Origin of the sequence: Pseudomonas viciae (assembly GCF_004786035.1) — a bacterium.
Classification (GTDB): Bacteria; Pseudomonadota; Gammaproteobacteria; order Pseudomonadales; family Pseudomonadaceae; genus Aquipseudomonas; species Aquipseudomonas viciae.
This window is the reverse complement of record NZ_CP035088.1, coordinates 1601359-1627475: the sequence shown is the minus strand read 5'-3', so window position 1 is coordinate 1627475 and position 26117 is coordinate 1601359. Positions and strand designations below refer to the sequence as shown.

At 60.0% G+C, this 26117-nt stretch carries 30 protein-coding genes; 12 read left to right on the top strand and 18 right to left on the bottom strand.

Going from position 1 to position 26117, the window contains the following annotated elements; all coding sequences use genetic code 11:
* Positions 1 to 183: 183 nt before the first annotated feature.
* The 3 genes from EPZ47_RS07550 to cysK all read right to left on the bottom strand — a co-directional run bounded on the left by EPZ47_RS07550 (position 184) and on the right by cysK (position 2353).
* Complete coding sequence (locus EPZ47_RS07550; RefSeq protein ID WP_135844214.1) at positions 184 to 1122, bottom strand: aspartyl/asparaginyl beta-hydroxylase domain-containing protein; 939 nt, start codon at positions 1120 to 1122, stop codon at positions 184 to 186.
* Positions 1123 to 1245: a hypothetical protein gene (locus tag EPZ47_RS30570; RefSeq protein ID WP_265072805.1), complete on the bottom strand. Its 123-nt coding sequence runs from the start codon at positions 1243 to 1245 to the stop codon at positions 1123 to 1125.
* A gap of 133 nt (positions 1246 to 1378) precedes the next feature.
* Positions 1379 to 2353, bottom strand: a complete 975-nt coding sequence (gene cysK / locus EPZ47_RS07545) for a cysteine synthase A (protein ID WP_025212408.1) — start codon at positions 2351 to 2353, stop codon at positions 1379 to 1381.
* 130 nt (positions 2354 to 2483) lie between these two features.
* On the opposite strand from cysK, the gene EPZ47_RS07540 reads away from it, so the two are divergent.
* Positions 2484 to 3560, top strand: a complete 1077-nt coding sequence (locus EPZ47_RS07540) for a DUF748 domain-containing protein (RefSeq protein WP_135844213.1) — start codon at positions 2484 to 2486, stop codon at positions 3558 to 3560.
* Here EPZ47_RS07540 and EPZ47_RS07535 read toward each other — a convergent pair.
* Both EPZ47_RS07535 and EPZ47_RS07530 read right to left on the bottom strand, forming a co-directional pair.
* Entirely contained in the window at positions 3557 to 4057 is a 501-nt protein-coding gene (locus EPZ47_RS07535; RefSeq protein ID WP_135844212.1) for a DUF2442 domain-containing protein, read from the bottom strand. The genes EPZ47_RS07540 and EPZ47_RS07535 overlap by 4 nt on opposite strands.
* Complete coding sequence (locus EPZ47_RS07530) at positions 4045 to 4275, bottom strand: DUF4160 domain-containing protein (protein WP_135844211.1); 231 nt, start codon at positions 4273 to 4275, stop codon at positions 4045 to 4047. Before EPZ47_RS07530 ends, EPZ47_RS07535 begins: the two co-directional genes overlap by 13 nt.
* Positions 4276 to 4473: 198 nt before the next feature.
* Between EPZ47_RS07530 and EPZ47_RS07525 the strand changes: the two genes are divergently transcribed.
* Together EPZ47_RS07525 and EPZ47_RS07520 are read left to right on the top strand one after the other, a co-directional pair.
* On the top strand, positions 4474 to 5319 hold the full coding sequence (locus EPZ47_RS07525; RefSeq protein ID WP_135844210.1) for an AAA family ATPase: 846 nt from the start codon (positions 4474 to 4476) through the stop codon (positions 5317 to 5319).
* A gap of 34 nt (positions 5320 to 5353) precedes the next feature.
* Entirely contained in the window at positions 5354 to 6532 is a 1179-nt protein-coding gene (locus EPZ47_RS07520) for a vWA domain-containing protein (RefSeq protein ID WP_135844209.1), read from the top strand.
* A gap of 126 nt (positions 6533 to 6658) precedes the next feature.
* Here EPZ47_RS07520 and EPZ47_RS07515 read toward each other — a convergent pair whose 3' ends face one another.
* From EPZ47_RS07515 to EPZ47_RS07505, 3 genes are read right to left on the bottom strand one after another with little or no spacing between them, the layout of a single operon-like run.
* On the bottom strand, positions 6659 to 7201 hold the full coding sequence (locus EPZ47_RS07515) for a DUF2937 family protein (RefSeq protein WP_135844208.1): 543 nt from the start codon (positions 7199 to 7201) through the stop codon (positions 6659 to 6661).
* A gap of 12 nt (positions 7202 to 7213) precedes the next feature.
* Entirely contained in the window at positions 7214 to 7990 is a 777-nt protein-coding gene (locus EPZ47_RS07510; protein ID WP_135844207.1) for a class II glutamine amidotransferase, read from the bottom strand.
* Between the two features lie 32 nt (positions 7991 to 8022).
* A complete protein-coding gene (locus tag EPZ47_RS07505) occupies positions 8023 to 8520 on the bottom strand; it encodes an MFS transporter (RefSeq protein WP_135844206.1) in 498 nt (165 codons plus the stop codon).
* A gap of 98 nt (positions 8521 to 8618) precedes the next feature.
* On the opposite strand from EPZ47_RS07505, the gene EPZ47_RS07500 reads away from it, so the two are divergent.
* Together EPZ47_RS07500 and EPZ47_RS07495 are read left to right on the top strand one after the other, a co-directional pair.
* Entirely contained in the window at positions 8619 to 10673 is a 2055-nt protein-coding gene (locus EPZ47_RS07500) for a S9 family peptidase (protein WP_135844205.1), read from the top strand.
* A 246-nt stretch (positions 10674 to 10919) separates the two neighbouring features.
* Positions 10920 to 11393, top strand: coding sequence for a cyclic nucleotide-binding domain-containing protein (locus EPZ47_RS07495; RefSeq protein WP_014337065.1), 474 nt, complete (start codon positions 10920 to 10922; stop codon positions 11391 to 11393).
* A gap of 53 nt (positions 11394 to 11446) precedes the next feature.
* On the opposite strand, the gene EPZ47_RS07490 is transcribed toward EPZ47_RS07495, so the two are convergent.
* On the bottom strand, positions 11447 to 11734 hold the full coding sequence (locus EPZ47_RS07490; protein ID WP_135844204.1) for a hypothetical protein: 288 nt from the start codon (positions 11732 to 11734) through the stop codon (positions 11447 to 11449).
* Positions 11735 to 11809: 75 nt separating this feature from the next.
* Between EPZ47_RS07490 and EPZ47_RS07485 the strand changes: the two genes are divergently transcribed.
* From EPZ47_RS07485 to EPZ47_RS07470, 4 genes are all read left to right on the top strand, one after another.
* Positions 11810 to 12496: a spermidine synthase gene (locus tag EPZ47_RS07485; RefSeq protein ID WP_135844203.1), complete on the top strand. Its 687-nt coding sequence runs from the start codon at positions 11810 to 11812 to the stop codon at positions 12494 to 12496.
* A 48-nt stretch (positions 12497 to 12544) separates the two neighbouring features.
* A complete protein-coding gene (locus tag EPZ47_RS07480; RefSeq protein WP_135844202.1) occupies positions 12545 to 12919 on the top strand; it encodes a YajD family HNH nuclease in 375 nt (124 codons plus the stop codon).
* A 303-nt stretch (positions 12920 to 13222) separates the two neighbouring features.
* A complete protein-coding gene (locus tag EPZ47_RS07475) occupies positions 13223 to 13486 on the top strand; it encodes a DUF2933 domain-containing protein (protein ID WP_135844201.1) in 264 nt (87 codons plus the stop codon).
* A gap of 2 nt (positions 13487 to 13488) precedes the next feature.
* Positions 13489 to 15648, top strand: coding sequence for a copper-transporting P-type ATPase (locus tag EPZ47_RS07470; RefSeq protein ID WP_135844200.1), 2160 nt, complete (start codon positions 13489 to 13491; stop codon positions 15646 to 15648).
* 76 nt (positions 15649 to 15724) lie between these two features.
* Here the strand turns inward: EPZ47_RS07470 and EPZ47_RS07465 are convergent, their stop codons facing one another.
* On the bottom strand, positions 15725 to 16057 hold the full coding sequence (locus EPZ47_RS07465) for a DUF2790 domain-containing protein (RefSeq protein ID WP_135844199.1): 333 nt from the start codon (positions 16055 to 16057) through the stop codon (positions 15725 to 15727).
* A gap of 184 nt (positions 16058 to 16241) precedes the next feature.
* On the opposite strand from EPZ47_RS07465, the gene EPZ47_RS07460 reads away from it, so the two are divergent.
* Together EPZ47_RS07460 and EPZ47_RS07455 are read left to right on the top strand one after the other, a co-directional pair.
* Complete coding sequence (locus EPZ47_RS07460) at positions 16242 to 16712, top strand: RNA methyltransferase (RefSeq protein WP_003198862.1); 471 nt, start codon at positions 16242 to 16244, stop codon at positions 16710 to 16712.
* Positions 16713 to 16789: 77 nt separating this feature from the next.
* Positions 16790 to 17173, top strand: coding sequence for a YgaP family membrane protein (locus EPZ47_RS07455; protein ID WP_135844198.1), 384 nt, complete (start codon positions 16790 to 16792; stop codon positions 17171 to 17173).
* Positions 17174 to 17279: 106 nt separating this feature from the next.
* Here EPZ47_RS07455 and EPZ47_RS07450 read toward each other — a convergent pair whose 3' ends face one another.
* Both EPZ47_RS07450 and EPZ47_RS07445 read right to left on the bottom strand, forming a co-directional pair.
* A complete protein-coding gene (locus EPZ47_RS07450) occupies positions 17280 to 18509 on the bottom strand; it encodes a hypothetical protein (RefSeq protein ID WP_135844197.1) in 1230 nt (409 codons plus the stop codon).
* 31 nt (positions 18510 to 18540) lie between these two features.
* The gene (locus EPZ47_RS07445) at positions 18541 to 18990 is read right to left on the bottom strand and encodes a YcgN family cysteine cluster protein (protein ID WP_135844196.1); all 450 of its coding nucleotides are present in this window, start codon (positions 18988 to 18990) and stop codon (positions 18541 to 18543) included.
* A gap of 159 nt (positions 18991 to 19149) precedes the next feature.
* Between EPZ47_RS07445 and EPZ47_RS07440 the strand changes: the two genes are divergently transcribed.
* Complete coding sequence (locus EPZ47_RS07440; RefSeq protein WP_135844195.1) at positions 19150 to 19743, top strand: nitroreductase family protein; 594 nt, start codon at positions 19150 to 19152, stop codon at positions 19741 to 19743.
* A gap of 15 nt (positions 19744 to 19758) precedes the next feature.
* Here the strand turns inward: EPZ47_RS07440 and EPZ47_RS07435 are convergent, their stop codons facing one another.
* The 6 genes from EPZ47_RS07435 to EPZ47_RS07405 form a co-directional block, all read right to left on the bottom strand.
* Positions 19759 to 20721, bottom strand: coding sequence for an IS110 family transposase (locus tag EPZ47_RS07435; RefSeq protein WP_135844194.1), 963 nt, complete (start codon positions 20719 to 20721; stop codon positions 19759 to 19761).
* 305 nt (positions 20722 to 21026) lie between these two features.
* The gene (locus tag EPZ47_RS07425) at positions 21027 to 21959 is read right to left on the bottom strand and encodes a D-2-hydroxyacid dehydrogenase (RefSeq protein WP_135844192.1); all 933 of its coding nucleotides are present in this window, start codon (positions 21957 to 21959) and stop codon (positions 21027 to 21029) included.
* A 122-nt stretch (positions 21960 to 22081) separates the two neighbouring features.
* The gene (locus EPZ47_RS07420; protein WP_092204454.1) at positions 22082 to 22375 is read right to left on the bottom strand and encodes a YcgL domain-containing protein; all 294 of its coding nucleotides are present in this window, start codon (positions 22373 to 22375) and stop codon (positions 22082 to 22084) included.
* On the bottom strand, positions 22372 to 23505 hold the full coding sequence (gene rnd, locus EPZ47_RS07415; protein ID WP_135844191.1) for a ribonuclease D: 1134 nt from the start codon (positions 23503 to 23505) through the stop codon (positions 22372 to 22374). The genes EPZ47_RS07420 and rnd overlap by 4 nt, the downstream gene beginning before the upstream one ends.
* A 121-nt stretch (positions 23506 to 23626) precedes the next feature.
* Positions 23627 to 24268 carry a class I SAM-dependent methyltransferase gene (locus tag EPZ47_RS07410; RefSeq protein ID WP_135844190.1) on the bottom strand — a complete coding sequence of 214 codons (642 nt, stop codon included), beginning with the start codon at positions 24266 to 24268 and terminating at the stop codon, positions 23627 to 23629.
* Positions 24269 to 24338: 70 nt separating this feature from the next.
* Positions 24339 to 25988 carry a phosphoethanolamine transferase gene (locus EPZ47_RS07405; RefSeq protein WP_135844189.1) on the bottom strand — a complete coding sequence of 550 codons (1650 nt, stop codon included), beginning with the start codon at positions 25986 to 25988 and terminating at the stop codon, positions 24339 to 24341.
* Between the last annotated feature and the right edge of the window lie 129 nt (positions 25989 to 26117).

Below are 26117 nucleotides of genomic sequence, written 5' to 3'. Positions count from 1 at the left end.
AGGTGGGGGGTATTGACCGATCTGCGCAGGCTGCTGATTCCCGCACGGCACGACGCCAGCGTTGAACGCTGGAACCACAACCGCGATGACAGGGGATGCAGGCATGAGCCGATCTCTTGGAGGGTGGGTTGGAAAACCCATCGAGCGCCGACTATAACCAGCGCTCGATGGGTTAGGCAATGACTAAACGAACAGCCAATAGCCAAGGGCCGTCAGCACCGCCACCGCCAACACAGGCCGCATCACCCGATAGGCCCTGGGATGCTTGCGTTTCCATTGCTTGACCCGGCCACTGATGCCGTCGCTGAACGACTTGCTCCAGGCATAGGCCCGGTTGATACCACCGACGCGTTCGTCGTCGAGGTTCTGCGGCGCGGTGGCGCGGCCGAGGATGGCACTGATCGTACGGTTGAGGCGAGTCATCAAGCGACTCTTCAATGGCCGCTCAACGTCGCAGAACAGGATCACGCGAGTCTGCGGGGTTTCGTTCTTGACCCAGTGCACATAGGTTTCATCGAACATGACGTCTTCGCCGTCGTGCCAGGCGTAGATCTGACCGTCGACAAAGATCCGGCAATCGTCGGAATTGGGCGTGGACAACCCCAGGTGATAGCGCAGGGAGCCGGCGAACGGATCTCGATGGGGGTTCAAATGGCTACCGCCCGGCAGCAGGGCAAACATCGCGCCCCGGACGTTGGGGATCTGGTTGACCAGCTCGACGGTACGGGGACACAACAGTTCGGCCGACGGCAGCGCTTTGTCGTACCACTTGAGGTAAAAGCGCTTCCAGCCCTTCTTGAAGAACGAACCGAAACCGGCGTCGTTGTTCTTTTCCGCGGCCCGGATGTACCCCTCGTCGAACAGGTGCATGGCCTCGTCTCGGATGACTTGCCAATTGTCCTTGAGCACATCCAGCTCCGGGAACTTGCTGCGGTCCAGATAAGGCTTGGAAGGCACGCCGGAGAACAGGTACATCAAGGCGTTGTAAGGGGCGAATAAAGCCGAGTGGTTAACGAACTGGCGCAATACCGGCAAACGCGCCTTGCCGCGCAAATGCACGTAAAGCGTACTGCCCAGGAACAGCAGCAACACCGAGGCCTTGGCGACAAACGAAACGGTCATTTACAACTCCTTGTCAGAAAACAACTTACGCAACGTCATCAACCCGGCGCAGCGGCCGGCCATGTTATAGATCGAGGCCTGGCGAAGAAACTGCCCGGCGCAATATTCACTGTTGAGGATCACGCAACAATGTCCTTGATAACATGCGTGACCTGAACCTTGGCTGACACCAATCAAATACCCTGCTTTCAGCCCATTCCTCCCTCAATGGCGAAGGGCTGTTGTGGCGAGCGCCCTCGCCACCTCCCGCATGCGGTTACTGTTGCGTCTCCTGCTCGGTGAACAAATCACTGAACAGCATGCTCGACAGGTAGCGCTCGCCCGAATCAGGCAGGATCACCACGATGGTCTTGCCCTGCATTTCCGGTTTTTCCGCCAGGCGCACAGCCACGGCCATCGCCGCGCCACAAGAGATCCCGCAGAGGATGCCCTCTTCCTGCATCAAGCGCAGGGCCATGGCCTTGGACTCGTCGTCAGTGACCCGCTCAACCTGATCGACGATCGACAGATCGAGGTTTTTCGGCACGAACCCGGCACCGATCCCCTGAATCTTGTGGGGGCTGGGTTTGATCTCCTGCCCGGCCATCGCCTGGGTAATCACGGGTGAAACCTCGGGCTCCACCGCCACCGACAGGATCGGTTTGCCGCAGGTGTTCTTGATATACCGCGACACCCCGGTGATGGTGCCACCGGTGCCTACCCCAGCCACCAGCACGTCCACCGCGCCATCGGTATCGTTCCAGATTTCCGGGCCGGTGGTTTTTTCGTGAATCGCCGGGTTCGCCGGATTGTCGAACTGCTGCGGCATGAAGTATTTGGAAGGATCACTGGCCAGGATCTCGGCGGCTTTCTCGATGGCCCCTTTCATCCCCTTGGCCGGTTCAGTGAGCACCAGCTCCGCGCCCAGGGCCTTGAGCACCTTGCGCCGCTCGATGCTCATGGACGCAGGCATGGTCAGCATCAGCTTGTAGCCACGGGCGGCGGCGACAAACGCCAGGCCGATACCGGTGTTGCCCGAGGTCGGTTCGACAATGGTCATGCCGGGCTTGAGCTTGCCCGAGCTTTCAGCGTCCCAGATCATGTTCGCGCCGATCCGGCACTTGACCGAATACCCTGGGTTACGCCCTTCGATCTTGGCCAGGATGGTCACGCCGCGTGGGGCGATGCGGTTGATCTGCACCAGTGGCGTATTGCCGATGGAGTGAGCGTTGTCAGCGAATATACGGCTCATGGCTGGGTCCTTAATGCAGCGGGAATTTAGCGCTTAAAGGTATGCCTGTTGCCCAAGGTCGTCCAGTTGCACCGAACGTTCCAGTTGTTACAACAGTCAATGGATTTAACAACGCTGGAGACTGACTGACATGAAGCGTCGATACAGCTGGCCACTGTGGGTACTCGCCGCCATTGTTGCGGTGTTCGTGGTCCTGCACTTCACCTTGCCTTACCTGGTGCGTGACTACCTGAACGATAAACTGGCCGACATGGGTGATTACCACGGCCAGGTCACCGACGTGGACCTGGCACTCTGGCGCGGGGCCTACCAAATCAACGGCCTGAAGATCGTCAAGGTCGACGGCAAGATCCCCGTGCCGTTCGTCGACGCGCCATTGATCGACTTGTCCGTGAGCTGGCATTCGCTGTGGTACGACCATGCGGTGGTGGCTGAGGCGGAGTTTGCCCGTCCCGAAGTGAACTTCGTCGATGGCGGGGGCAACCGGCAGAACTCCCAGACCGGCCAGGGCACCAACTGGCGCGAACAACTGAGCAAATTGCTGCCCATTACCCTCAACGAGGTGCGGATCAGGGACGGCAAAGTCACCTTTCGCAATTTCAGCTCCAAGCCGCCGGTCAACCTGCGGGCCACCGACGTCAACGCCAGCTTCTATAACCTGACCAACGTGGTCGACACCAAAGGCAAGCGCGACGCCCGTTTCGAGGGCAAGGCCCTGGTGGCCGAACATGCGCCCCTGGAGATGCAGGCCACCTTCGACCCGTTGAGCAACTTCGAGGATTTCGATTTCCGCCTGCGGGCCAGGGACATCGAACTCAAGCGCCTGAACGACTTCGCCGCAGCCTATGGCAAATTCGATTTCAATGCCGGCCACGGGGACCTGGTGATCGAGGCTGAAGCCGACAACGCCAAGCTCAGCGGCTACATCAAACCGTTGCTGCGCGATGTCGATGTGTTCGACTGGCAGCAGGACGTGGAAAACAAGAACAAAAACATCTTCCGCTCGATCTGGGAAGCCTTGGTCGGCACAGGTGAAACGGCCCTCAAAAACCAGCGCAAGAACCAGTTCGCCACCCGGGTGGAACTCAGCGGCAATGTTCATCAGCAGGACATCAGTGCCTTCGAAGCCTTCCTGCAGATCCTGCGCAACGGTTTCGTCCAGGCGTTCAACGCCCGCTATGAGCAGCCGCCACCTTCAAACGATTAAGATTTGCGCGTAACGGTATAGCGACCCGTTTTTTCCGCCGCCGCTACTGCCGTTCCGCGCTGCAGTGAGTCCCAACCCAGGCACGCCAGGGCCAACGAACGCGGCACCGCCTCGCGACCACTGCTGTAGCGAGTGATGCTGCGAGCGCTGACCCCCAGCGCTTCGGCGGCCTTGTTCAATGGCAAGCCGGTGCGAGCGCGCCAGTCGATGAAAATGCGGGTATGTTCATCCACGGCGTTTTGCGCCAACGCATCCAGATACAGGGTATCGGCTCCGATCTGGATATCCAGTTCGGGCCATTCCACGCTCCATCCATCATCCCCCAGGCTCGCGCCTCCAAACGCGCCCTCTTCAAGCAAAGGCTGCAAGCCCGGATAACGGTGCACATCGGCGCTCATGTCCAGCGTCAACCGCTGCCCGTCAATGAACGTCAGTTCGAGACTGAACGGTAATAAGGCCTGCACGGCCCACAGCCGCGGTCGTTTCATGGGTAGCATCGTTGCCAATCCTCCAACAGTTGTGCCTGATGGGCCCTGACCCAGCCCAGTGCCTCCCTAATGATCAACGGCGGCGCCCGCCCCATCATCACTTCGACGGTTTCCAGGCTCAGCATCACATCCAGCCCGCCACCGGTGAGGTGGACATGGGGTGGTGGATGGTCCCTTTCGCGCAGTTGAATGCGGTAGGTATCTCTGAATCGATATTTAGTAGACATGCGCCAAACATATCGCCAATTTGGCGATATGCAATACTGGCAAGGCGCCGAGACTGAGTCAACATGTGACGCTCCATTCAGAGACTGAATACAGCGTCTGCGTTCACAGTCGGCGGGGCGGCGCGTTATAGTCGGGCACGTTATTTATTTCGCGCGCCCTGCCTCGTCAGGCCGGCGACACGTTCGAGGAAATTGCAGATGAAGTTCGAAGGCACCAGCGCCTACGTGGCCACCGATGACCTGAAGCTGGCCGTGAACGCCGCCATCACCCTGGAGCGGCCGTTGCTGGTCAAGGGCGAACCGGGCACCGGCAAGACCATGCTGGCCGAACAACTGGCCGAGTCCTTCGGCGCGCGCCTGATTACCTGGCACATCAAGTCCACCACCAAGGCCCACCAGGGCCTGTACGAGTACGACGCGGTCAGCCGCCTGCGGGACTCGCAACTGGGCGTGGACAAGGTCCACGACGTGCGCAACTACCTGAAGAAGGGCAAGCTCTGGGAAGCGTTCGAATCCGAGGAGCGGGTGATCCTGCTGATCGACGAAATCGACAAGGCCGACATCGAATTCCCCAACGACCTGCTGCAGGAACTCGACAAGATGGAGTTCTACGTCTACGAGACCGATGAAACCATCAAGGCCAATCAGCGCCCGATCATCATCATTACCTCCAACAACGAGAAGGAGCTGCCGGACGCGTTCCTGCGCCGCTGCTTCTTCCACTACATCGCTTTCCCCGATCGCGTCACCCTGCAGAAAATCGTCGATGTGCATTACCCGGACATCAAGAAAGACCTGGTCAGCGAAGCGCTGGACGTGTTCTTCGACGTACGCAAGGTGCCGGGTCTGAAGAAAAAGCCTTCCACTTCCGAACTGGTGGACTGGCTCAAGCTGCTGATGGCCGACAACATCGGCGAAGCGGTGCTGCGCGAGCGTGATCCGACCAAGGCCATTCCTCCGCTGGCCGGTGCCCTGGTCAAGAACGAGCAGGACGTGCAACTGCTTGAGCGCCTGGCGTTCATGAGCCGTCGCGGCACTCGCTGATCCTCTTCGTTTAACAAGAGCGAGGGCGATTGCCATGCTGCTTAACCTGTTCAATGAGATGCGCGCCGCCAAGGTGCCCGTGTCGGTACGTGAACTGCTGGACCTGATCAACGCGCTGAAACAGCGGGTGATCTTCGCCGACATGGACGAGTTTTATTACCTGGCCCGGGCGATCCTGGTGAAAGACGAACGGCATTTCGACAAGTTCGACCGGGCGTTCGCCGCGTATTTCAATGGCCTGGAGAAACTCGACGATCATCTCCAGGCATTGATTCCCGAAGACTGGCTGCGCAAGGAATTCGAGCGCTCGCTGAGCGACGAAGAGCGGGCGCAGATCCAGTCCCTGGGCGGCCTGGACAAGTTGATCGAAGAATTCAAGAAGCGCCTGGAAGAACAGAAGGAACGCCATGCCGGCGGCAACAAGTGGATCGGCACTGGTGGCACCAGCCCGTTCGGTTCCGGTGGCTTCAACCCCGAAGGCATCCGCGTCGGCGACGCCGGCAAGCGCCAGGGCAAGGCGGTGAAGGTCTGGGACCAGCGCGAGTACAAGAACCTCGACGACCAGGTGGAACTGGGCACCCGTAACATCAAGATCGCCCTGCGCCGCCTGCGCAAGTTCGCCCGCCAAGGGGCGGCCGAAGAGCTGGACATCGACGGCACCATCGACCACACCGCCCGGGACGCCGGTTTGTTGAACATCCAGATGCGCCCGGAACGACGCAACACCGTGAAGCTGTTGCTGCTGTTCGACATCGGCGGTTCGATGGATGCCCACGTGAAAATCTGCGAAGAACTGTTCTCGGCCTGCAAGACCGAGTTCAAGCACCTGGAGTATTTCTACTTCCACAACTTCGTGTACGAGTCCGTGTGGAAGAACAACCTGCGCCGCACCTCGGAACGCACTTCGACCCAGGACCTGTTACACAAGTACGGTGCCGACTACAAAGTGATTTTCATCGGTGACGCCGCCATGGCGCCTTATGAAATCACCCAGGCCGGCGGCAGCGTCGAACACTGGAATGAAGAAGCCGGTTATGTGTGGATGCAGCGCTTCATGGAGAAGTACAAGAAGCTCATCTGGATCAACCCTTACCCGAAAGATACCTGGGGTTATACCGCCTCGACCAATATCGTGCGGGAATTGGTCGAAGACCGGATGTATCCGCTGACCTTGCAGGGGTTGGAGGAAGGGATGCGGTTTCTTTCCAAGTAAGTTTCTGGCGTCCTTCAGGACCTCATCGCGAGCAGGCTCGCTCCCACACTGGATCTTCGTCACACGTGAGATCCCCTGTGGGAGGGCGCTTGCTCCCTCGCCACCAGAGCCTTTTGCCCAACGGCGTCACAGCCCGCGCAGGTCGCGCTCTTCGATCGGCCGGCTCTGCCGCAGGCGCTTGCCGCCCAGCACCACCCAGTCGATCAGGCGGAACAGGCATTCAAGGCCAAACGACAGCAGCATGGCGCCGCTGATACCCCAGACCATCGCCTCGGGGGTCAGCAGGATCTGGTAGCTGTAGCCGTTCCAGGTTTCCTTGCGAATGTCCGGATCGGCGGCCAGCGCCACTTGCAGCAAGCGGATGTACCACGGGCCTTGCATTGCCTGGAATTGCTTGTCCAGAGCCTGCTGGCGCACGAGCAAGGTGTTCAGGCTGTCGGCATCACTGCGAAAGATCGGGTCTTCGCTGGCGCGGTAATGGGCCACCAGGGCCTGCATGTCACCCTTGAAGAACTGGTTGGCGGTGCCCTGGAAACCTTGCAGGCCGGTCTGCGCCTCGATCAGATGCGCTTCGACCCGCTTGGCGTAATCACTGATGAAACCCGGCACCTGGACCCCAACCAACAGGCCCACCGCGAACAACACCAGCCGTAGATAACTGAGCAACATAACGTGACGTCCTTATTCGGTCTGGCCGTGGCTGACGCATTCGCCGCGCCGCCACAGGCTCCATTGGCCCGGTTCGTAGCGGGTCCAGGTTTCGTTTTCGGTCAAGGGTTCGGTGGCGATGACCGTGACCACGTCGTTGGGCGTGGTTTCGGCCTGGAAATCGACAATCACGTCCACATCCTTGAGCCGCGCCGGGCCGAATGGGGCGCGACGGGTGATCTGGGCCAGTTTGGTCGAGCAGTAGCAGAACAGCCAGTCGCCATCACTGAGCAAACAGTTGAACACGCCTTTGCTGCGGTATTCGGCGCAAGCTTGGATCAAGGACGGCAGCAGTTGCTCCACCTCCACCGGTTCCGGGAATGCCTGGCGCACGCGGTTGAGCAAATCACAGAACGCCGCTTCGCTGTCGGTGTCGCCCACCGGACGGTAGAAGCTGACCCCTGGCTGGAAATCGGCGAGCTGACCATTGTGGGCAAAACACCAGTTGCGGCCCCACAACTCACGCACGAAGGGGTGCGTGTTGGACAGGCAGACCTTGCCGACATTGGCCTGGCGGATGTGTCCGATGACCACTTCGCTCTTGATCGGATAGCGCTGCACCAGGTTCGCCACTTCCGACTCGCTGCTGGCGGCCGGGTCCTGGAACAGACGCAGGCCACGGCCCTCATAGAACGCGATGCCCCAGCCGTCCCGGTGCGGCCCGGTCTTGCCGCCGCGCTGCATCAGCCCGGTGAAGCTGAACACGATGTCGGTCGGCACATTGGCGCTCATGCCCAATAACTCACACATGCTCGAACTCTCGCTTCAAAGGGCAGGCCTGGTTACAGACGCGGTTCGATACGCGAACGCTGCGGGTTGCTCGGCACTGGCGGGCGACCGTAACGGTCATCACCGGCCACGCCGAACGGCGGCTCATCCTCAGGCTCATCGGCCGCGGCGGCGGCTTTTGCGGCGGCGGCCCGTTCCTTGCGAGCGTTGGATGCACGCTCGATGGGGAAGCGGATCAACACAAAAATCAAATAGAGGCCGAAAGCGATCATGCCGTACATGAGCAGATCGGACGCTGCCCGCCAGACGTTGTTACCGACCTTGAACAGCACGTCCAGGGCCACAATGGCCAGCGCCGGGGCGATTTTTTCCTTCACCGGATCAACGACGGTGGGACTGAACAGCAGCACCGCCATCAGCAGCCGCAACGGCTCGCGAAACCAGCGCCACATCCAGCGGGTCATGCGCATCCATACCAACAGGCAGCCCAGGGCAGCGAAGGCATAAAGGCCCCAGGCAATCAGATAGTCGTTCTCGGTCATGGTGTCCATGGCAAGGCAAGCAAGTAGGCGCTTATAGTAACGGCTTTTCGCTCATCAGGCTGCCCCGGCGTCTGCCGAGCTTTTCGTACATCGTTTGAGAGTCTTTCATGTCCCTATCTGCCCACGTTTCCAACGCCCCGATTGCCCACAGGGACGCCGGTGTTGACCCGTACGCCTGGCTGCAGGAACGCGACACCGACGCCGTGCTCGATTACCTCAAGGCGGAAAACAGCTATCAAGAGGCGCAACTCGCCGACCAGGCCAAACTGCGCGAAGCCCTGTTCCAGGAGATCAAGGGCCGGATCCTCGAGACCGACCTGTCCCTGCCCTCGCCCTGGGGTCCGTACCTGTATTACACCCGCACCACCGCTGGGGATGAATACCCGCGCCATTACCGCTGCCCGCGTCCGGCCGACGACAGCCTGAGCGTGGATGAGAGCCGCGAACAACTGCTGCTGGACCCCAACGCATTGGCCGAAGGCGGATTCTTTTCCCTCGGCGCCTTCAGCATCAGCCCCGACCACCAGCGCCTGGCCTACAGCCTGGACACCACGGGCGATGAGATTTACACCCTGTTCGTGAAGGAATTGTCCAACGACAAGGTCAGCGAACTGTCCTTTGAACAGTGCGACGGCAGCATGACCTGGGCCAACGACAGCCTGACGCTGTTTTTCGGCGAACTGGACGAGACCCATCGCCCTCACAAACTCTGGCGCTATCGCCTGGATGGCACCGCCGCCGAAGAAGTGTTCCATGAGCCGGACGGGCGCTTCTTCCTGCACTGCTACCGTTCCAGCTCCGAGCGGCAGTTGATCCTGTCCCTGGGTAGCAAGACCACCAGTGAAGTCTGGGTGCTCGACGCCACACAGCCGCAGCAGCCCTTCACCTGCCTGGCGCCACGCCAGGAAAACCATGAATACGACGTCGACCACGGCCTGCTCGACGGCCAATGGACCTGGCTGATCCGCAGTAACCGCGACGGGATCAACTTTGCCTTGTACCAGGCCGCCGACACAGGCGTGGCACCGACCGAAGCCGACTGGCAGAACCTGATCCCCCACAGCGACACGGTGATGATCGACGGCCTGAGCTTGAACGCAAGCGCCATGACCCTGAGCCTGCGTGAAGGCGGCCTGCCGATCATCGAAGTGCACCCACAGGATTTGCCGGCGTATCGCGTGCAATTGCCGGATGCGGCCTACAGCCTGCATGTGCAGAACAGCCTGGAGTTTGTCAGTACCCGGATTCGCCTGCGCTACGAAGCCCTGAACCGCCCGGCACAAATCCGCCAACTGGACCTGGCCAGCGGCGAACAGGTCGTCCTCAAGCAAACCCCGGTACTGGGCCCATTCGACGCCGATGCCTACGTCAGCCAGCGGCTTTGGGCGACAGCACCGGATGGCACCCAAGTGCCCATCAGCCTGGTGGTCAAGCGCGAAGCCCTCGGCCAACCGGTGCCGCTGTACTTGTACGGTTATGGCGCCTATGGCGAAAGCCTCGACCCGTGGTTTTCCCATTCGCGGCTGAGCCTGCTCGACCGTGGCGTGGCGTTCGCCATTGCCCACGTGCGTGGCGGCGGTGAGCTGGGGGAAGCCTGGTACCGCGCCGGCAAACAGGAGCACAAGCACAACACGTTCAGCGATTTCATTGCCTGCGCCGAGCATTTGATCGCCAACGGTTTCACCACCGCCGAGCAACTGGCGATCAGCGGCGGCAGTGCCGGTGGCCTGCTGATCGGCGCGGTGCTCAATCAACGCCCGGAGCTGTTCAAAGTCGCGATTGCCGAAGTGCCGTTCGTCGATGTGCTCAACACCATGCTCGACCCGGACCTGCCATTGACCATCACCGAATACGACGAATGGGGCAACCCGCAAGAACCGCAGGTTTATGATCGGATCCGGGCCTACGCGCCGTACGAAAACGTCAGTGCCCAGGCATACCCGGCGCTGCTGGTGATCGCCGGCTACAACGACAGCCGCGTGCAGTATTGGGAAGCGGCCAAGTGGGTGGCGAAATTGCGCGCCACCAAGACCGATGACAACCCGCTGTTGCTCAAGACCGAACTGGGCGCCGGCCACGGCGGAATGAGCGGGCGTTACCAGGGATTGCGTGACGTAGCGCTCGAATATGCATTTGTTTTGAAGGTTTTGGGGTTGGGTTGAGGAACTCCATCGGATCGCTGGGTCTTAGCTCCATGCGCAAGGCTCTGAGACAACCAAAATCCAATGTGGGAGCGAGCCTTTGTGGGAGCAAGGCTTGCCCGCGATGACATCAGCTTGATCTGACAGACAGACCGAGTCGCCTGTATCGCGGGCAAGCCTTGCTCCCACAAGAACCGGTCCCAGGTATCGTCTTACACCCAGGCCAACCCGAACCCGCAACAGACACAAGAAAAAGACCGTGACGACATGTCAGAACCGACCTTACTGAACAAAGAAATCCGCGACTGGTTGATGGACTGCGGTCTGTTCGACCAATTGCTGCCTGTCGACTTCGCCGCTGCGTCGGGCTACTTCAGCATCAGCGCCATCGCCGAGGGCGAAGCGATTTTTCGCGAGGGCGATGCCGGCAGCTTCATGTGCATCATCCACACCGGACAAGTGGCCGTGCAGAAAACCGGCCCCGACGGTCAACCCGTGACCATCGCTACGCTGCGCAGTGGCCGTGCATTCGGCGAAATGGCCGTGCTCGATGGCGAGCGACGCTCGGCCAGTTGCATCGCCGCCAGTGATTGCCAATTGCTGAACCTGGGCAAGGACTCCCTGGAAAAAATGCTCAACGACGCCCCGAAGATCGCCGCCAAAATCATCCGCGCCCTCGCGGTCTCGCTGTCCAAGCGTCTGCGCATGGCCGATGGGCAGTTGCTCTCGCAGCAGGTTTAACCGCGCCCCCACAGGATTTCGTCATGCTGGAAGTTAAGTGACACGTATCAAGCCTACCCACCCGGCGACTTGGCCTTCGGCGGTTTCGGCTCCATGCCCGGTATTGGCTGATCCTTGGGCGGCTTGGGCATTTCGATCGGCGGCAGCAGCGGCGGCCCGTTACTTCCAGACCCTGGCTTGGGTATGCCGTTGGGCGTGACCGGTGGGTACGGCATCGGGGTGGCAGTGCCGGGCGAGCCGGGAATGGTCGCCGGGGTTACTGGAATCGTCGGTTGCTGGGCCTGCACCCAACTTATCGAGAGCGCCGCCAAGGCAATGGCCGTTAGAATGGTGCTCTTCATCAATGGCTCCGTGGCTATTGTCTACCTTCAGGCTAGTCCTTACCGCGCCGGTTTGCCCTCCCTCATGAGACTTACATGAAACGTTTCGTTCTGCTCGACACCACTCCCATCCCTGACAACGGCGGTGCCTTGTGCCTGTTCGAGTACGGCGAAGACTTCGTCATCAAGATCCAGGGCGGTGACGGCGGGCAGTTGATGAACACCCGCATGCACGGCTCCGAAGATGCGCTGGCAGAGATTCCCTGCCGCAAGGTTGCCGGTCGCCCTGGCTCGCGCGTGCTGATCGGTGGCCTGGGCATGGGGTTTACCCTCGCTTCGGCCCTCAAGCACCTGGGCAAGAACGCCGAGGTGGTGGTGGCCGAACTGGTACCCGGCGTGGTGGAGTGGAACCGCGGCCCCCTCGGTGAAAAGGCCGGACGGCCGCTGTCGGACCCGCGAACGGTGATCCGCATGGAGGACGTGGCCAAGGTACTGCAAGCCGAGCCCCAGGGTTTCGACGCGATCATGCTGGACGTCGACAATGGCCCTGAAGGCCTGACCCAGAAAGCCAACAGTTGGTTGTATTCGACCGGTGGCCTGGCTGCCTGCGCCAAGGCCCTGCGGCCCAAGGGCGTGCTGGCGGTGTGGTCGGCCAGCGCTGACCGGCAGTTTTCCGACAAATTGAAAAAGGCCGGTTTCAAGGCCGAAGAAGTGCAAGTGTTCGCCCATGGCAACAAAGGCACCCGCCACACCATCTGGATTGCCGAGAAGCTCAAGGGCTGAGCTAAACTCTGTTCAACCGTCATCAGTCTTTTTTACAAAGGTGAACCCATGAGTTCGTCAACGCCACCGTCCAACACCGCCAAGCTGGACCGCATCCTCGCCGACGCCCAGCGTGATCGGGACATGGGCTACCGCGACAAAGCCCTGAAAATGTACCCCCACGTCTGCGGCCGCTGTGCCCGTGAGTTCTCCGGCAAGCGCCTGAGCGAACTGACCGTTCACCACCGCGACCACAACCACGACAACAACCCGCAGGACGGTTCCAACTGGGAACTGCTGTGCCTGTACTGCCACGACAACGAACACTCGCGCTACACCGACCAGCAATACTTCGGCGACGGCTCCCTGAGCACCCCGAAAATCGCCAAGGCGACCCACAACCCCTTCGCCGCGCTGGCCGGGTTGATGAAGAAAGACGAATAGTCAGCCATTGCGGCGAGCGGTTTTATCTTCCGCAGCAACGTTTTGCGCCACAGGTAAAATCCCTCGCCACAAGTGGCCTACTCCACTGTGCAGCGGCTGCCTAAGCCGCTTTCATGGGAACCCGCTGACAAATCTGCAATGTCCCCGTCAGGTCGCTGACAGCTCCGCACCTTTAGCATGCCCGTTACTTCCCTCATTTACAGGCGAAGTAAGCCAAGGTTGATGAATATCAATCTGCCAAAGCACGCCCTGCCTATGCTGTGGCTATGGGTGGCGGCGCGCCCGGCCTGAAGGAGCGACACCATGAACACTCATCAACCCCCATCTGCTGGCACAACGCCCTTCTGGCGGAACAAGACCGGCATTGTATTGATCATGTTGTTGGCCATCGGCCTCTTCTATCTGGCGCGAGAACACTTCAGCCACATCGCGGGGAATTGGCCGTACCTGATTCTCCTGATGTGTCCCTTGATGCATGTCTTCGGACACGGGCACGGCCATGGCCATGGCGGTCATGGACGACATGGCGAATCACCCGTAAACCGCAGGGATCAGGAAGGCCCCTGACCATGTCCGACACTCCCGTGCACCTTCACCACAGTGCTTCAGTGCTCAGCGGCGACATGGCGACTGAATACACCTGCCCCATGCACCCGGAAATACGCCAATCCAGCCCCGGCACCTGCCCCAAGTGTGGCATGACGCTGGAGCCTGTGATGCCCGCGCTGGAAGAAGAGGACAATCCAGAACTCAAGGGCTTCACCCGCCGCTTCTGGTGGTCCCTGCCGTTGACGGTGATCGTCACTGTGCTCGCCATGGCGGGGCACGCCCTGTCGCTGTTTCACGGCGTCACGCAAAATCTCGTCGAGTTTTTTCTGGCCACGCCAGTGGTCCTGTGGGCAGGCTGGCCGTTTTTTGTGCGGGGTATGGCCTCTGTTCGCCAGCGTAGCCCGAACATGTGGACCCTGATTGGCCTGGGTACCGCGGCGGCCTATCTCTACAGTGTCGCAGCCACGTTTTGGCCTGAGGGATTTCCCGCCACGTTCATGCAAGAGGGACGCATCGGCGTCTACTTTGAAGCCGCCGCGGTGATCATCTCCCTCACGTTGCTGGGGCAGATGCTGGAGCTCAAGGCTCGCTCGCAGACGTCGGCCGCCATCAAGTCGCTGCTGGGGCTGTCACCCAAAACCGCGCGCCGAATCAATGCCGATGGCCAGGAACAAGACATCCCCCTGAGCCACGTCCATCGGGGTGACCACCTGAGGATCAGGCCCGGCGAGAAGGTCCCGGTCGATGGTACGGTGCTCGAAGGGGAAAGTGCCGTTGACGAGTCGATGCTCACCGGCGAGCCGGTTCCAGTGATCAAACGCGCCGGGGACAACCTGATCGGTGCCACGATCAACACCCACGGCAGCTTGGTGATGACGGCGCAGAAGGTCGGCGCCGAGACTGTCCTGGCACAAATTGTTCAGATGGTCGCCCGGGCCCAGCGCTCGAAAGCACCGATGCAACGCATGGCCGATGTGATCGCTGGTTATTTCGTCATGGGCGTGATTGCCATCGCCGTACTGACCTTTTTCGGCTGGGGGTTGTTGGGGCCCGAACCTGGCTGGGTCTTCGGGCTGATCAATGCCGTCGCCGTGCTGATCATTGCCTGCCCCTGCGCATTGGGGCTCGCAACACCCATGTCGATCATGGTGTCCACCGGCAAGGCTGCCAGCCTGGGCGTGCTTTTCCGGGACGCCAGCGCCATCGAAAACTTATGCAGGATCGACACGCTGATCGTCGACAAGACCGGCACCCTGACCGAAGGGCGCCCAGCTTTTCACAGCGTGAAGGCCACCCAGGGCTTCGACGACCGCCAGGTGCTGCTGTTGGCCGCCAGCCTCGACCAGGGCAGCGAGCATCCCCTGGCCCACGCCATCGTCGATCACGCACGATCCGAGCACCTTGAACTGATCAAGCCTGCTTCATTTGAATCCGCCAGTGGCATCGGTGTCAGTGGCCTGGTGGACGGCAAGCAGGTCCACTTGGGCAATACCGCCCTGATGGACGCCGCCAGTATCAGCGTCAGCCCATTGCAACAACAGGCCGAACAACTACGCGCCCAAGGCATCAGCATTATCTACATGGCGGTCGACGGCGTGCTGGCCGGGCTGCTGGCCGTCTCGGACCCGGTCAAGCCGACCTCCAGGGAAGCGGTCAACCGGCTCAAGGCTCACGACATAAAAATCATCATGGCCACCGGCGACGGCCTCACCACCGCACGCGCCGTGGCCAGGGAGATGGGCATTGAAGAGGTCCATGGCGAAGTCAAACCCGAGGACAAGGAGCGCCTGGTGGCAGACCTGCAACGCGATGGCCGCCAGGTCGCGATGGCGGGTGACGGGATAAACGACGCACCCGCTCTGGCTCGGGCGAACGTAGGCATTGCAATGGGGACAGGCACTGATGTCGCAATGAACAGCGCCCAACTGACCTTGGTAAAAGGCGATTTGATGGGGATCTTGCGGGCCCGCACCCTTTCGGTGGCAACCGTCAGGAACATGCGCCAAAACCTCGGCTTTGCCTTCCTCTATAACTCGATGGGTATTCCGTTGGCAGCAGGCCTGCTGTACCCCCTGACCGGTCACTTGCTCTCGCCCATGATTGCCGCCATCGCCATGAGCGTGAGTTCGGCATCGGTGGTGTTCAATGCCTTGAGGTTGCGTAACACGCCAGCACAATAATCCGGAGCACATAAAAAACAGGCGCCACCAGGCGCCTGACCGTCTCAAAACCAAAGGAGAACAAACGAGACGGTAATCAGCCGCCATTCGGACAGTTATCACCCAGGAGCCTGTATTCCACGGTATTGAGCTTGCCGTTCGAGTCTTCGTAAGTCATGCGCGACGGTCCGACACCACAGCCTTTATTGGCCGGTGTAATGCTCACCACTTTTTTTACATCGAGTTTCATGCCGTATTCGTAATGAACGATTTCGGCGACGGCTTTGCCGTTTGCGGCGGCGTATTGCGCCATGGCTTGTTGATTGTTCTGGATCATCCGGCCATAAACCCGGTCACCTCCTCCTTCCGCCAAGGCAAGGGAAGAAAGGGACAGGATCGAAACGGCGAGCAAGGCATCAAGGGTCTTCATGAGGAACTCCGGCAGTCATTTGTCAGGCAAACCATAACGACTGGTGCCTTTCACGACGCTGGCGGGGACGTTACCGATTGGTCAGGTTCGTGAATAGGTAACCGACCATCAGCCCCCACTCACAAACTGAACACGCAGCCCCATTCCCCGTATAATCGCGCCTTTTCCCAAAGGCACCCCGTCCGTGGCCAACAAACGCTATAGCTGCATCGGTCTGTTCAACCCCAAGTCACCGGAAAACGTCGGTTCGGTCATGCGTGCCGCCGGCTGCTACGGCGTGGCGTCGGTGTTCTACACCGGCAAGCGCTATGAGCGCGCCGCCGACTTCGTCACCGACACCAAGAAAGTCCACTACGACATTCCGCTGATCGGCATCGACGACCTGAAGAAAATCCTGCCCCTGGGCTGTGTGCCGGTGGCCGTGGAACTGGTGGAAGGCGCTCGTCCCTTGCCCGAATACACGCACCCGGACCGGGCGTTGTACATCTTCGGCCCTGAGGACGGCTCGCTGGATAAAGACATTCGCGATTGGTGCGAAGACGTGGTGTACATCCCCACTACCGGCTGCATGAACCTGGCCGCCACGGTCAACGTCGTGCTGTACGACCGCATGGCCAAAGGCAACAACACCCGTTCGGGCCCGCAATTCCGCTGATCGGTGTGCAATTGGATTGAACAAGGGAATCGCTCGGGCAGTCAGTTTTATACCGATCCCCACACTGGAGACAGATCATGAGCGATAACAACCCGTTCGAGCCGATTGAGACCACCCCTTTCCAATCTCATCCGCCGCAGAACGTGCACGGCTGGGAACGCATTGGCTCACTGGCCGGCGGCGTGCTGATGATGGGCAAAGGCTTGCGCCGTGGCGGAGTGATCGGCTTGGCCCAACTGGCGATCGGCGGCATGGCGCTGGCGCGGGGCATCACCGGGCATTGCTCGGCCAAAAGCCTGCTGGAAAAGAACCGTCAGAATCTGCACAGCGCCCGCGCCCGCATCGAGCAGGCCGGTGATGAGCTGAGCCGCTTGAAGGCCAATGCCGAGGCGGCGACGGGTACGGCTACGGTGACGGGGAATGATTCGTTGGATTCGCCGTCACCAAAAGCTGGATTCTAAGTTTTTGCGGTGAAATTGATCGCCTCATCGCGGGCAAGCCTTGCTCCCACATTGGATTTTGTATGACTCAATCCTGTGGGAGCAAGGCTTGCCCGCGATAGCGGTGTCACTGAAGTAACCTGGTATCCAGCACAGTAGAGCTCCCCTCCAGGATGCTTTCACTGAGCTGCACAAACTCCTGGGTGTCGACCGTTTCCAGGCGCATAGCCCCCTGTAACACATCATCCAGCGAACGCTTGTTACGGGTTTTCAAGCGGATCTCGCGATCCAGTTCCTGCAGCAGCAATACTGCCTTGGCCACCACAGCCGGGCCGACCTGCTCACCGCGCAAGGTGGTGACGCCCTTGCTGTCCCGCGCGAGCCGGTCATTCAGGGCCTGGTAGCGGTCATCACTCATGCCACCGGCACGACGCAGCAGTTCGATGGCGTAGTACTCGGTCAGACCTTCGCTGATCCAATCGCTGCGATCATGATCATGAACACGCGCCAGCGCCTGCACCAACTCGCGCAACAACGCGCTGCTGCCCCGTTCGCTGACCAGCGGCGGGCGACTGTGCAGATAAATCGAGTCATGGCCGGCCTGGGCGCCACGCCACAATGGGTCGCTTGCACCAACAATCAGCAGCTTGGCGGGATGACGCGGCACCAGCGCCTGCACCTGCGGCCAGACGAACGTCAACAACGTCAGCACGTCCATCCGGCGCATGCCCTGGCCTCGGGGCGAGGCCACCGTGACTTCGGTTTCTCCCAGGCGTGTGCGGCGGCTGCCCAGTTTGCCAGCGAGCATCCAGCCAGTGGGACGGTCGAAGAGCCGCGAGGGGTTGTCGATGCGAAAACGTTGCTTGCCGATGCGCGGCCAGGGGGTTTCGATGCTTTTCCAGCCGTCGGGCAATTCAACCTCCAGGCGGGCAACCAGTTCGACACCGTCCTGCTGATCGAGCTTGGCCGACGGCACCAGGTCATCGCCGCGCAGCAAGGCCCATGCCGGGGTCATGCGGGTTTCGAAGGTGCCTGTCTTGCGGGCATGACTGATGCGCACGCGGTAGCTCAGGCTGGACTTGTCGGCGGTCGGGCGCCAGACACCTCGCGCTTGCTTACCCGGCGAAAACTGCCATTGACCATCAGCCTTGAAGTCGCTGTAGCGGCTGCCATCGCCGAGGTCAAAATCGAGGCTGCGCACCGCCGAACCCCGTGCCAGGGTCAGGCGCACCTCAGCCTGGTCGCTCTGCGGCAACAGATGCACGTGATAATCCAGATCGACTTTCTGCGCCGCCCACAGTGGCCCGCACACCGCCAGCAGCCCTGCCGCCAGCATCCGTTTCAGTCCTGCAGCCATGGGCTCCCCCAGGTGATGCGACACCAGCGGATCAGCCGGCGCGAAAAATCAGATGATCTTCCCAATCGTCTTCGGGCACGCTGCCCTCGGCCAACATACGCCCAGACTGAGAAATGCGTTCGTGGTGCACGGCATCGCGGTCGCCGCAGACCAGGTGGTGCCACAACGGCAAGTCCTTGCCCTCGCTGACCAGCCGATAACCGCAGGTCGGCGGCAGCCATTTGAACTCATCGGCTTTGCCCGGCGTGAGCTGGATGCAGTCGGGAACAAAGTCGCGGCGGTTGGGATAGTCGGTGCACTGGCAGGTTTTCAGGTCCAGCAGTTTGCAGGCGATGCGCGTGTAGTAGACGCTGTTGTCGTCTTCGTCTTCGAGTTTTTGCAGGCAGCACAGGCCACAGCCATCGCACAGCGATTCCCACTCCTGCGAGTCGAGCTGATCGAGGGTTTTGCGTATCCAGAACGGTTCGACTTTGGCGGCCATGGCTCAAGCATCAACATCAGGTGGTGAAAAGGCCGACAGTCTAGTGCCGGGACCGCTCCAGGCCAAGCATTGGCGACTGTCGGTAGGGAGGAGCTTGTCAGGCCGCGCGTCGGGAAGTAGGTTGCGTCATCCACCTCCCGAACCCAGTCAGGTAAGTCCATGAGCGCTAATTCTCGCATTGCCGATTACGCTATTCATCCTCAGTTCATCGAGCGTTGGTCGCCCCGAGCCTTTACCGGTGAGAGCATTGCCGAGGAGACCCTGCTGGGCTTCTTCGAAGCCGCTCGTTGGGCGCCGTCGGCGTACAACTCGCAGCCGTGGCGCTTTCTCTATGCGCGCCGCGACACGCCAAACTGGGAGCGTTTTTTGGGCCTGCTCAATGAATTCAACCGCGGCTGGGCTCAACATGCCTCGGCGCTGGTGATTATCGCCTCGAAAACCACCTTCGCGGTACCCGGCGCCACCGAAGAAACCCCGGCGCTGTGCCACACCTTCGATACGGGCGCGGCCTGGGGCCACCTCGCGCTGCAAGCCAGCCTCAGCGGCTGGCACACCCATGGCATGGCCGGTTTCGACCAGGAACTGACCCGCAAGGAACTGAAGATCCCGCAAGGCTATGCACTGCACGCCGCCGTGGCAATCGGCAAGCTGGGGGACAAATCGACCCTGGCCGATTACCTCCAGGCCCGCGAAACCCCAAGCCCGCGCCGACCGTTGAGTGAACTGGTGGCGGAAGGCGACTTCACCCTCTAAAAACTGTGGGAGATTCTATGTTGCAGGGGAACCCTGCAACCCTGAATTTGGTTGGTATTCGCTCTGATTTTTCATCAGGGCGAATGCTACCCGACACAACTTGCGAGCGAGGATAACCAAGGCCTGAGTTCTGGCCAGGCCTCGTGCCAAGAAGGCCTCATAGTAAGGTTTCCAGGCAGGAGACCGACAGGCCGCCATCGCGGCGTTGTGCGCCAAGCGTCGTAGCTCCCCGTCCCCTTTTTTGCTCAAGTGACGAGGACTGTGCTTCTTCCCTGAATCTTTTGGACGCAAATCCATCCCCAAGAAAGCAATGAATGCATCGCCACTGACGAAGTGACCGCGCATGAATGCGGTCGCCAAGCCAATGGCCGTCAGTTCACCAATCCCTTCAATGGCTTTGCAGCGGTTGATGTTTTCAGTGATCCCTGCCGCTTGGCTGGCCTCACGCATTAGTTTCTGAATGGCCTGATCGGACTCTTTGAAGACCTCCAACTGCCGGGCCAAGATGTCCTTCAGACGCGGTTCGTTCGAAAAGCTCAGCACGATGCTGACGCGGGCCTTGATGAGTGCCGCACGTTTTCTAAGCAGGCTTTTTAACACTTTGTAGGCTTCTGGAGGTGGGCTCCAGATACGCAGCCTTGCTTGTTCGTTCGTTAGATAACGAGCCAGCAAACGCGCATCACAAGGATCAGTTTTAGCCCGCAGACCAATACTTTCACGGTAATGAGCCACCCGATAAGGATCCACAACGTAAACATGAAACCCCATTCCATGGGCCAGCTCAGCTGTGTCCAGGTGATAAAAACTGGTGGCTTCCAGCGCAATCGAGCTTTGGGCTGGTAGTGTTTTGAGCCACCGGCCAAGAGCTTCTCGATTGTTGTCGATGGCTTGAGTGATTTTCAGGTCTTCGCGGTAAACGACGATTTCGGCCTTCGCTACATCGATACCAATAACCGTTGGTGAGTTAAGGATTGTCATGACGAATCCTCGGAGCTAGGGTTTAGGTGCTTGTCGGGGTCTACCTTTGCGCTGGCTTGCCTCTATCGTCGGTTTTACCGATGAATTCCTTATCGGCGCTTTAGGTAGAAAGGGCGGAACGAGAAGTCTCCCACGGTCCGTACTGGCTAGAGTCGGAATCGAGCTTTTAGTCCCGCCCACCCCTTCAAGTCTAAACATACAAGCGAGCTTGCTCGCGATGGCGCCGGGTCAGCCAGCATTGAAGTCAGCTGACCCACCGCTATCGCGAGCAAGCCCGCTCCCACACTCATTTGATCGGGGTGGCTTCAGTAGCCCCGGGTGAAATCCACTTCCCCGCGCAGCGCTTCGCCGGCCTGATAGGCCCGCAGGTTTTCCAGGAACAACTGCACCATCATCGTCGGTGAGGTGGGCGCCGAGCTATGGCCGGTCAACAGCAGGCCCCAGGCGGTCCAGAATGGGTGACGCTGCGGCAGCGGCTCTTGCCTGCAAACGTCGATCACTGCGCCGGCCAGGTGCCCTTCTTTCAAGGCTTGCACCAGGTCCGCATCCACCACCGCAACGCCGCGTCCGACATTGATGAACAGTCCGGTTGGCTTGAATTGCTTGAACAGCGCCGCGTCGTACACGTCATGGGTGTTAGGCGTGTTTGGCAGCAGGTTGATCACGTAATCCACCTCACCTACCAACCGCGGCAAATCCTCCAGCGCCCCGACCTCAATGAAAGGCGCCAGCTCCCGGGCTTCGCTGGCAATGCCATACAACTGCACGCCAAACGGCACCAGGAACTGCGCCACACGCTGACCGATATCACCGGTGCCGACGATCAGTACCTTGCGCCCGGCCAAACCTTGCCCCTGGCGGTTGTCCCACTTGCGCTCGACCTGGCTGACCAGCCGCGCCAGCACCTCGCGCTCATGGCCGAGCATGTAAGTCAGCACGTACTCGGCCATCACCTGGCCGAAAATGCCCACCGCACGGGTCAGGCGGTAATTGCGCGTCAAGCCCTCGGCCAGCAGCGGCGTGATGCCCGCCCAGGTCGATTGCAGCCAGAGCGGACGATGACCTTGACGCAACAGGGTGCCCAGCAGATCGGGCTGACCCAGCCAGACCGGGCAATCGGCGGCCAGTCGCGACAGTTCGGCAGAGTCGCCACTGGTCAGGACTTCGAGATCGGGTGCAGCTTGACGCAGAAGCTGGGCATACACCGCGTGGTCGTGTTCGGCAATCAGAACGCGCATGAATCAACCTTTCAAAAACAATGCAGACAACCGCCGACAGAGTGTCGCTCTATCCAGGCGGTCATCGCCAATAAACCATTCCAGTGTTTCAAGAGCCCCCAGGACGGGTGCCCAGGAGAGCATCAGACCGGGTCGTTGCGTCGCAGCAACTCTTCGGGCAAATGCTCGATGTATTCGTCCTCGGCCGGTGGCATCTGCAGGTGATACCCCTGGGTGTCGAGGTTTTCCAGCACTTTGCCGATGTCTTCCCGGGACAGCTCCCGCTCGGGGCTCAGCACCAGGTCAAAGGCATGGATCGCCTTGCCAAAGGCAGCCATCAGAGGTTCCGGCACACGCTTCAAGGCATCGCTCTTGAGCACATACAGGTACATCTCGTTTTTCTTCGAGCTTCGGTAGATGGAGCAGATACGTTTCAAGGCTGTTCTCCGGCGGTGGCCAGGCTGTCGAGCAGCGCCTGGCCCATCAATTCGCGGCGCCAGCCACGCAGCGAATCGGGTAATTGGTAAGGGCCCTCGGGAAAGCCGCTCTTGAGCAGCGCTTCGAGGGTTTTCTTGCGCAGCATCAGCTCCGGGGCAATCCCCAGGCGCTCGGCTTCAGCCTGGCCCAGCGCCCGCAGGCGCTTGACCAGCGCCGAGGCCTCGATGGGCAACGGCTCAGCCACCGCCGGCGGCCATTGCTCGGGCGACACGCTGGCGGCGCGCTGAATCAGCTCCAACAGAAACTCGCCATCCTGGCGTACGGTACGCGGGTGCATATCTTCGATTTTCGCCAGCGCGCCGAGATTATCCGGCTGCGTGCGAGCCAGGGGCCATAACGAATGCTCGCGGATGATACGGTTGCGCGGCACGTCACGGGCACGCGCCTCCCGCTCGCGCCAGGCACACAGTTCGCGCAGCACGGCCAGTTGGGCACGGGAAAGTTTCCAGGCCAACTTGGCCTCACGGTACACCTCATAGGGGTCGACTTCGCGACGCAGGTTGGCCACCAGTTCGGCGCCGTCCTCCAGTACCCAGGCGTATCTTTCGTTGGAAAGCTTCGGACGCAGTTGTACGAAAACCTCCGCCAGATGCACCGCATCTTCAGCCGCGTAGCTGATCTGCGTCTCGGACAGCGGCCGTTGCAACCAGTCGGAGCGAGTCTCGCCCTTGGGCAATTCGATGCCGAGCACTTCCTGCACCAGTCGCGAGTAACCCATGGAGAAACCCAGGTTCAGGTAAGCGGCGGCCAGTTGAGTGTCGAACAGGGGCGCGGGCAGGCTGCCAGTTAAACGCAGCAGCACTTCAAGGTCTTCGCTGCAGGCGTGCAGCACCTTGAGCACTGTCGGGTTTTCCAGCAGTGCGGCCAGGGGCTGCCAGTTGTCGATGGTCAAGGGGTCAATCAGGTAGGCACGCTTGCCATCACCGATCTGCAGCAAACCGGCAATCGGGTAAAAGGTGTCGACCCGCATGAATTCGGTGTCGAGGGCGACGAATGGCAACTGCTGCCATTCGGCGCAAAACTGACCGAGGCTATCGTTGTCGCGAATCCAGTGAATATCGATGGCCACACGGCTCTCCCTTGAAGAATGGCGCGCAGTATATATCGCCGCCGGCCATTGCGAGCATCCATAGAGCGGGAGCCTGAGAGAAATCGCCTGCGAAAACGCAAGAATAGTCCTACATCAGGACTTAACCGGTCTTACGCAGTACGTAAACCCGCGTCAGCGCAAAACCGGGCACGAAATCCTGATACCACAGCACCGCAAAACCGGTCTGACGGAACTCGGCTTCAACATCAGCCTTGCCGGCCAGGCTGTGTTGTGACGAATGGCCGATTTTAAAGCGCCCTTCGATCTGGACCGAGACGATCACCGTATCGCGACTGACCCGGTGAAATTCGCGCAGCAGCGCCAACCGATGCTCGCTGGCGCAGATGTGCCGAAACAGTTGCAGACAAAAAATACAATCCACCGCGTTGGCCGAGAGCCCGATGGTGAACGCCGAACTCGGAAAGGTCTTGACCCGCTTGAGCAACGCACCGCCATGGTGGGTGAGTGCATGCTCAAGCATATCCGGCGATGGGTCCGCCGCCAGGATTACCCGGTTGGCATGCTCGGCCAGCACCGGCCAGAATCGCCCTGCGCCACATGCCACATCCAGCACCAGCCCAGGCTCGCCGGCCACTTTCAGGGCGTTGCGCACCATTTGTTCGTCACGCCAGAACGAGAGACGCAGCCGTCTGGGCGCCGGCTGGCGGCAGACCTGCGCATGCTCCTGATCGTGATGCCTGGCGAACTCAAGTTCGACTTTGGATGGGGGTGGCCCGGACATTCGAACAGCTCTTGAAAGAATGGTTGGCTGGCAGGTTAAACAACCCTGCGTGAAAAAAAGGTGTAGGTGATCATTCCCGGGCCAACACACCGTCGATTACCGCACTGCGACAACTGGCGAACAGGTCCAGGTCCTGGTTGTAGACCTTGCTGTTGACTTCCAGCAACCCAAGCATCGAATGAAACAGATTGTCCTGGCTCAGGGGTTTGTCTCGACTCATCTGCAGGCAATGGGTATCGACCGAGAAAGACTTCTGATAGCTGTCGGAAAACCAGGCCAGCATCGCCACGTGTTTCTGTTGCTCCGGGGCAAGCATGTAGGGCGTGCCATGGAGGAACAGGTTGTATTCGCCCAAGGATTCGCCGTGGTCCGACAGGTACAACATGGCCGTGTCGACTTTGTCCTGATTGGCCCGCAGTAAGTCGATCAAGGTCGACAACACATGATCGGTATACACCAGCGTGTTGTCGTAGCCATTGACGATGCTCTCGCGGCTGCAATTGTTCAGCGCGTTGCTTTCGCACACCGGGGTGAAATGCTCGTACTCCTTGGGATAGCGCTTGAAATATTCCGGCCCGTGGCTGCCCATCTGATGCAGCACCAGCACTGTGTCTTTGTCGAGCGTGTCGATGAAATGCTGCAGCCCCTGGAGCAGGATCTCGTCGCGGCACTCACTGTTGGCGCACAGGGTCGGATCCTTGAGATTGCTGACATCCTGCAGAGTGACGCGGTCGCAGGTGCCTTTGCAGCCAGACTGGTTGTCACGCCAGATCACCTCCAGCCCAGCGCGCTTGAGCACATCGAGCAGGCCTTCTTCATTCTTGGCCTTGCTGGCGTCGTAATTCTTGCGCCCCATGTTGGAAAACATGCACGGCACCGACACGGCGGTTTCGGTGCCGCAGGAATACACATCGGTAAAGGCGATCAGGCCGGCCTCTTTGTCCAGGGCCGGCGTGGTATCGCGGTTATAACCGAGGATGCCAAAGTTCTCGGCACGAGCGCTCTCCCCTACCACCAGTACGGTCAAGGATTTGCGGGCATGGGTTTGCCAGGCGGGGTTGCGAATCGCATCCTCGCCCAACGGGATGAACGGCTGCTTGGCGGACGCGACCTGCTCGCGCAAGTACCCGATCGAAGCACCGATGTAGTTACTCGGTACGACCATCAAGTGCAGTTCGTGGTGGTTGCGAAACAACGAAGACAGCCCCTGGTAATTGGCCAGGGCAACCACGCCAATTACCGCAGCCGAGACCACGCCGACAATGAACTTACTCAACAACTCTCTGGGCCAACGGCGATAGTTGATCGGGGTCTTTAACAATAACCAGGACGGCAATACTCCTAATAGCCCGAGGTAGGCAAATAACTTCAGCGACAATAGATCACGGACTTCCGTGGCATTGGTTTCAGCGAAGTTGCGCAACATGCCGGCGTCGACCAGCACGCCATATTGGGCCATGAAATACGCCACCCCGGCGCTGATCAAAAACAGCAGCACCAACAAGGGCTTGAGCACCGCACGGAACGCCAGCAGCGTCAGCACCAGGTTGAACGCAGCGAAAATCATCACACCAAACGCCACGCACAACAGCATGCCCCGACCGCCAGCCGCCGTGATCGTCAGCAGGTGTTGCCAGAGAATGACGTTGAAACCCACTAATAAAAAAGCACTGGCGACCAGCGTCACCCACTCCGGGCGCACGGCTTTAATAGTCAGCATGATGGTTGGCGGCTTCCTGAAAGTTGCTCTTTGAAAAAGAAGTGCCGAAGAAAACGTGAACAATTCGTTTCCTACGGCAACACAAACTTTAGGCAGCCCACCATCAATTTTTCGTGAAAAAGTTGCTAC

Bases quoted from the DNA above. Each gene is read 5' to 3' on its own strand.
- EPZ47_RS07550 (WP_135844214.1), bottom strand. From the start codon at position 1,122: ATGACCGTTTCGTTTGTCGCCAAGGCCTCGGTGTTGCTGCTGTTCCTG.
- cysK (WP_025212408.1), bottom strand. From the start codon at position 2,353: ATGAGCCGTATATTCGCTGACAACGCTCACTCCATCGGCAATACGCCA.
- EPZ47_RS07540 (WP_135844213.1), top strand. From the start codon at position 2,484: ATGAAGCGTCGATACAGCTGGCCACTGTGGGTACTCGCCGCCATTGTT.
- EPZ47_RS07535 (WP_135844212.1), bottom strand. From the start codon at position 4,057: ATGCTACCCATGAAACGACCGCGGCTGTGGGCCGTGCAGGCCTTATTA.
- EPZ47_RS07530 (WP_135844211.1), bottom strand. From the start codon at position 4,275: ATGTCTACTAAATATCGATTCAGAGATACCTACCGCATTCAACTGCGC.
- EPZ47_RS07525 (WP_135844210.1), top strand. From the start codon at position 4,474: ATGAAGTTCGAAGGCACCAGCGCCTACGTGGCCACCGATGACCTGAAG.
- EPZ47_RS07520 (WP_135844209.1), top strand. From the start codon at position 5,354: ATGCTGCTTAACCTGTTCAATGAGATGCGCGCCGCCAAGGTGCCCGTG.
- EPZ47_RS07515 (WP_135844208.1), bottom strand. From the start codon at position 7,201: ATGTTGCTCAGTTATCTACGGCTGGTGTTGTTCGCGGTGGGCCTGTTG.
- EPZ47_RS07510 (WP_135844207.1), bottom strand. From the start codon at position 7,990: ATGTGTGAGTTATTGGGCATGAGCGCCAATGTGCCGACCGACATCGTG.
- EPZ47_RS07505 (WP_135844206.1), bottom strand. From the start codon at position 8,520: ATGGACACCATGACCGAGAACGACTATCTGATTGCCTGGGGCCTTTAT.
- EPZ47_RS07500 (WP_135844205.1), top strand. From the start codon at position 8,619: ATGTCCCTATCTGCCCACGTTTCCAACGCCCCGATTGCCCACAGGGAC.
- EPZ47_RS07495 (WP_014337065.1), top strand. From the start codon at position 10,920: ATGTCAGAACCGACCTTACTGAACAAAGAAATCCGCGACTGGTTGATG.
- EPZ47_RS07490 (WP_135844204.1), bottom strand. From the start codon at position 11,734: ATGAAGAGCACCATTCTAACGGCCATTGCCTTGGCGGCGCTCTCGATA.
- EPZ47_RS07485 (WP_135844203.1), top strand. From the start codon at position 11,810: ATGAAACGTTTCGTTCTGCTCGACACCACTCCCATCCCTGACAACGGC.
- EPZ47_RS07480 (WP_135844202.1), top strand. From the start codon at position 12,545: ATGAGTTCGTCAACGCCACCGTCCAACACCGCCAAGCTGGACCGCATC.
- EPZ47_RS07475 (WP_135844201.1), top strand. From the start codon at position 13,223: ATGAACACTCATCAACCCCCATCTGCTGGCACAACGCCCTTCTGGCGG.
- EPZ47_RS07470 (WP_135844200.1), top strand. From the start codon at position 13,489: ATGTCCGACACTCCCGTGCACCTTCACCACAGTGCTTCAGTGCTCAGC.
- EPZ47_RS07465 (WP_135844199.1), bottom strand. From the start codon at position 16,057: ATGAAGACCCTTGATGCCTTGCTCGCCGTTTCGATCCTGTCCCTTTCT.
- EPZ47_RS07455 (WP_135844198.1), top strand. From the start codon at position 16,790: ATGAGCGATAACAACCCGTTCGAGCCGATTGAGACCACCCCTTTCCAA.
- EPZ47_RS07450 (WP_135844197.1), bottom strand. From the start codon at position 18,509: ATGGCTGCAGGACTGAAACGGATGCTGGCGGCAGGGCTGCTGGCGGTG.
- EPZ47_RS07445 (WP_135844196.1), bottom strand. From the start codon at position 18,990: ATGGCCGCCAAAGTCGAACCGTTCTGGATACGCAAAACCCTCGATCAG.
- EPZ47_RS07440 (WP_135844195.1), top strand. From the start codon at position 19,150: ATGAGCGCTAATTCTCGCATTGCCGATTACGCTATTCATCCTCAGTTC.
- EPZ47_RS07435 (WP_135844194.1), bottom strand. From the start codon at position 20,721: ATGACAATCCTTAACTCACCAACGGTTATTGGTATCGATGTAGCGAAG.
- EPZ47_RS07425 (WP_135844192.1), bottom strand. From the start codon at position 21,959: ATGCGCGTTCTGATTGCCGAACACGACCACGCGGTGTATGCCCAGCTT.
- EPZ47_RS07410 (WP_135844190.1), bottom strand. From the start codon at position 24,268: ATGTCCGGGCCACCCCCATCCAAAGTCGAACTTGAGTTCGCCAGGCAT.
- EPZ47_RS07405 (WP_135844189.1), bottom strand. From the start codon at position 25,988: ATGCTGACTATTAAAGCCGTGCGCCCGGAGTGGGTGACGCTGGTCGCC.